The 5,001-nt window shown below is 64.1% G+C and carries 2 protein-coding genes and 1 pseudogene; 2 read left to right on the plus strand and 1 reads right to left on the minus strand.

Annotated features, from left to right (window positions below; all coding sequences use genetic code 11):
* Window positions 1-33: 33 nt before the first annotated feature.
* The gene (locus BG35_RS0106385; protein WP_025782173.1) at window positions 34-1,269 is read right to left on the minus strand and encodes an LL-diaminopimelate aminotransferase; all 1,236 of its coding nucleotides are present in this window, start codon (window positions 1,267-1,269) and stop codon (window positions 34-36) included.
* 77 nt (window positions 1,270-1,346) lie between these two features.
* Here BG35_RS0106385 and BG35_RS10690 point away from each other — a divergent pair.
* Both BG35_RS10690 and BG35_RS0106395 read left to right on the plus strand, forming a co-directional pair.
* Window positions 1,347-3,976, plus strand: a pseudogene (locus tag BG35_RS10690) (TIGR03960 family B12-binding radical SAM protein).
* Window positions 3,977-4,109: 133 nt separating this feature from the next.
* The coding region (locus BG35_RS0106395; protein ID WP_025782174.1) for a ribonuclease E/G at window positions 4,110-5,001 on the plus strand (892 nt) is incomplete at its 3' end.

Genomic DNA, 5,001 nt, shown 5'->3' on the forward strand with positions numbered 1-5,001 from the left:
CCTCCCCTGAGAGGAACATATCCACAACTGGGATTATGGCAGACTGCACCGGGCAATCCGGGCCATGGCAGCCTCCACCCGGGCGCGACTGTTAAAGGCTGAAAGCCGCAGGTAGCCCTCCCCGGCGGCGCCAAAACCAACCCCGGGAGTGCCCACCACCCGGGCCTCCTGCAGAAGCTGGTCAAAGAACTGCCAGGAACCCACCGACTCCGGTGTCCTGACCCACACGTAGGGAGCGTGTTGACCGCCGTACACCGCCAGACCCAGACTCTGAAGTTGCTGTCGGATGATGGCGGCATTCTCCATGTAGAAACTCGTCAACCGGGCCACCTGGGCCTGGCCGGCAGGGGAATAGACAGCCTCGGCGCCCCGTTGCGCCACATAACCCACGCCGTTGAACTTGGTGCTCTGGCGGCGGCTCCAGAGTTGCCACAGGGACACCCTGTCCCCGTCACCGGTGCGGCCGGTCAGGGTCCGGGGCACCACGGTAAAGGCGCAGCGCGTTCCCGTGAAACCGGCATTCTTGGAGAAGGAGCGAAACTCGATGGCGCAATCCCGGGCCCCCTCCATTTCAAAAATGGAGTGGGGCAGGTCCGGATCCCGGATAAAGGCTTCGTACGCCGCATCAAAGAGAATCAGGGCTTCATGGCTGCGCGCATAGTCCACCCAACGCTGCAACTCGGCGCGGGTGGCCACCGCACCGGTGGGATTATTGGGGAAGCACAGGTAGATCAGATCCGCCGGGGTTGCCGGCAAAGGGGCGCGGAAGTCGTTGTCCGCGGTGAGGGGCAGGTACTGCAAGCCGCCGTAGCGACCCTGAGCATCAGCGGGACCCGTATGGCCGGCCATCACGTTGGAGTCCACGTAGACGGGGTAGACCGGATCGGTCACGGCAATGCGGTTGTCGTCCCCCAGAATGTCCAGAATGTTGCTGGCGTCGCACTTGGAGCCGTCGGAGATGAAAATCTCGTCCGCTTCGACGGCGCAACCCCGCTGTTGGTAGTCATGGCGGGCAATGGTCTGCCGTAGCCAGTGGTAGCCCTGCTCGGGACCGTAGCCATGGAACCCCGTTGCGGTTCCCATGGCCTCAACGGCGGCGATCATGGCCTCACAACAGGCGGCGGGCAACGGCTCCGTAACATCCCCGATGCCCAGGCGAATGAGATCAGCTTCAGGGCGCCGGGCGCTGAAGGCCTTGATGCGGCGCTGAATTTCCGGGAAGAGGTATCCCGCCTGCAACATTTGGTAGTGGCTGTTGACGCGCACCATGGCAGCACTTGGCACAGACGGTCCATCCTATGGGCAGGGGTGTGGGTCACCCTGTGCCGTCCGTTGCTTCCCCGTCCATGCCCTCTGCCACAGCGACCGCCCCCGTCCCCTTCCATCAACTGGTGGATCGGGGCATCAGCAAGCCGGGTCGCTATCTGGGTCGGGAACGGGGCGCCCTGCACCGGCCCTGGGATCAGGCGTCATTGCGCTGGTGTCTCACCTATCCGGAACTCTACGAAGTGGGCGCCAGCAACCTGGGGCACGTCATTCTCTATGGCATCCTTAATCGCCTGCCGGGGCAGCTCTGCGACCGGGCCTACCTGCCTGGAGCGGATCTTGCCGCCCGGCTGCGGCAGCAGGAGGTTCCCCTGTTTGCGGTGGAAAGCCGTCGGCCCCTGAAGGCGTTCGACATTCTCGGCTTCAGCCTCAGCTATGAACTGGGGGCCACCAACATCCTGGAAATGCTGAACCTGAGTGGTCTGCCCCTATGGGCCCGGCAACGCCCGGACGTGCCCTTCGATCATCCCCAGGCTCAACCCCTCGTCTTTGCCGGTGGTCAGACCGCCACCTCCAATCCCGAACCCTATGGCGCCTTTTTCGATTTCATGGCCCTGGGGGACGGGGAGGAGTTGCTGCCGGAGATTGGCCTGGTGGTCCGGGAGGGTAAGGCAGCCCGCCTGAGCCGCTCCGCGCTGTTACGGGATCTTGCCCAAGTGCCGGGGGTATATGTCCCCAGCCTGTACCGGCGCAACGGTGACGGGCGGGTGGCGCCCCGATCACCGGACGCTCCGGCCCGGGTGGTGCGGCGGGTGGCGGACCCCATCCCCCACTACGCCACGGGATTGGCGCCCCAGGTGGCAACCGTCCATGATCGGCTGGTGGTGGAAATCCGCCGGGGGTGTACCCGGGGCTGCCGCTTCTGTCAACCCGGCATGTTGACCCGCCCGCCCGGGACGTGGCGCCGGATGAAGTGGTGGACGCTGTGGAAACGGGCATGAAGACAACCGGCTATAGCGACTTCTCCCTTCTCTCCCTCAGTTGTTCCGACTATCTGGCGCTCCCGGCCGTTGGCGTGGAGTTGCGCAATCGGCTCCAGGGGCAATCAGTCAGCCTCAGCCTGCCCAGTCAACGGGTGGACCGCTTCGATGAAACCATTGCCGGGATCATCGGCGGCGCACGGCGCACAGGGGTCACCTTCGCCCCGGAGGCGGGCACCCAGCGACTGCGGGACATCATCAACAAGGGCCTCACGGATCAGGATCTGCTCCGTGGCGTCCGCACCGCCTACGAGCAGGGCTGGCGAACGGTCAAGCTCTACTTCATGATCGGTTTGCCCGGGGAGACGGATGCCGACGTGCTGGGCATCGCGGAGACGGTGCGTTGGCTGAAGCGGGAGTGCCATGGCCATGGCCCCTTCGGCTTTCACCTCACCATCAGCAATTTCACCCCCAAGCCCCACACACCGTTCCAGTGGCATCAGGTCTCCAGTGACGATCTGCGCCGCAAACAGGCGTTGCTGCGTCAGGCGCTGCGGGGCATTCCCCGCCTCAAGGTGAATGAAACGGATGTGCGGATTTCCGCCATGGAGGATTTCGTGGGCCGCGGGGATCGCCGGCTGGCCCAGGTCATCGTTGAGGCCTGGCGCAACGGTGCGGGGATGGATGCCTGGTGGGAGAGCGTGGAGCGGGCCTACGAGGCATGGAATCAGGCCATCGGCGCGGCAGGGTTGAATTGGAGGGATCGGCAGCAGGAGCAGGAGGGCAAAGATCCGACAACCCTCCCCCTGCCCTGGGACCACATGGATACAGGCGTGGATCGCCAGTGGCTTCTAGACGATCTGCAACGGGCCATGGCGGCCATGGTGGTTCCGGATTGTTCCTTTGCCGCCTGCAGCAGTTGCGGGGTGTGCGGGCCAGAGTTTGGACACAACCGGATTGTGGCGCCGCCGCCGATCCCCGGGGCATCGGCCCAGGTGCGGCCCGTGAGTCGCCGGGTCCAGCGGCTGCGGCTGCGCTTCACCAAGGAAGGGGATGCGGCCCTGCTCAGCCATCTGGACCTGCTGCGTCTGCTGGAGAGGGCCCTGCGCTCCGCAGCCCTGCCCATCAGCTTCAGCGCCGGGTTCCATCCGCTGCCGCGGTTGCAGGTGGGCCACGCCCTGCCCCTGGGGGTTGAGGGTGGCGGTGAATTGCTGGATCTGGAGTTGGCTGAAGTCGTCCCGCCGGTGACACTCATCAACACCCTTCAGCCCCGGCTTCCCGCGGGTATCCGGCTTCTGACCGCCGAAGAGGTTCCCCTCGGGCAGAAGAGCCTGGCTCAACTCCTGGAGGGGGGCCGCTGGATTATGGGTTTCCGCCCGGAATCAGGGGTCCCCCTGCCCAGCCCGGCTTGGCAGGCCGCCTGCGGGGCGGTGCTGGCTGCCCCCTGTCTGCCCTGGGAGGACACGGATAAAAAAGGACGACCCCGGCAACGGGATCTGCGCCCGCTGCTCAAGGATCTGACCCTGCTTGGTCAAGGCGGCGCCGCTGTGCGGTTGGCTGTGGACGTGGCCATTGACGCCAGCGGCCGCAGCCTGAAACCTGAACAGTTGGAGACGATTCTGGCGGGCCGTCTCGGCGAGGAACTGGCCATCACCACCCTGCGCCGCGATTGGCTATACCTGCGTCCCGAGGCGTCCCGGCCCCGGCAGGCAGGAGAGCCCCGCCCATGATAGGCTGTTCTTGTGGCCGGGACGACAAGACTTCACGCCACCGGGGCCAAGTTGCTCCCTTGCCCTCGACGGTGACAGGTAAATAACGCTCTTCAACCAACCCCGTCCCGGTAAAACTTTCAGGTTTTCTTCCATGACCAAGCAAATTCTTATTGCTGAAAAGCTGCGCATTGCTGCCATTCTCAATGATGAACGTGTTGAGCAACTGATTGTTGCCCAAGGCCAACATCAGATCGGCGACATCTATCTCGGGATGGTGGAAAACGTCCACCCAGGAATTGATGCCGCCTTTGTAAAAGTCGGCGAAAGTGAAAGAAACGGCTTCATTCACGTCACCGATCTGGGCCCTTTGCGGCTGCGGCAAACTGCCGGATCCATCACCGAACTCCTTGAGCCACGCCAGAAGGCTCTGGTGCAGGTCATGAAAGAGCCCACAGGCAACAAGGGACCTCGGCTCACGGGCAACATTACCCTCCCCGGTCGCTTTCTGGTGCTCCAGCCCAACGGACGGGGGGTCAACATTTCCCGCCGTATTCAGGAAGAGGGGGAGCGTGATCGACTGCGGGCGCTGGCGGTTCTGATCAAACCTGCCGGAACCGGTCTGCTGGTGCGCACAAAAGCCGAGGGGGTGGGGGAGGACCAGATTATTGACGACCTGGAAGCGCTCTGCCGTCAATGGGAGACGGTTCAGGCCGCCGCGGAGACGGCCCAACCGCCAGCGCTCCTGAATCGGGATGATGATTTTGTTCACCGCACCTTACGGGATCACTGCAGCCCGGATCTGGACAAAATCGTGGTGGACGGTCCCCAGGTGGCGGGGCGGGTCAAAGCCTTCCTGGGGGTGGAAAAGAACGCCACCGCAGTGGACTCCTTTGCCAGCGCAGAGGAACTGATGGAGGCCTTCCGCATCAATGCGGCCATTCGCCAGGCCCTCTTGCCACGGGTGGATCTGCCTTCCGGCGGTTACGTGGTCATCGAGCCCACGGAAGCCCTGACGGTGATCGACGTGAACTCCGGCTCCTTCA

Source organism: Candidatus Synechococcus spongiarum SH4 (assembly GCF_000586015.1).
Classification (GTDB): domain Bacteria; phylum Cyanobacteriota; class Cyanobacteriia; order PCC-6307; family Cyanobiaceae; genus Synechococcus_B; species Synechococcus_B spongiarum_F.

Coding starts and splice junctions, on each gene's coding strand:
- BG35_RS0106385 (WP_025782173.1), bottom strand. CDS start 1,269: ATGGTGCGCGTCAACAGCCACTACCAAATGTTGCAGGCGGGATACCTC.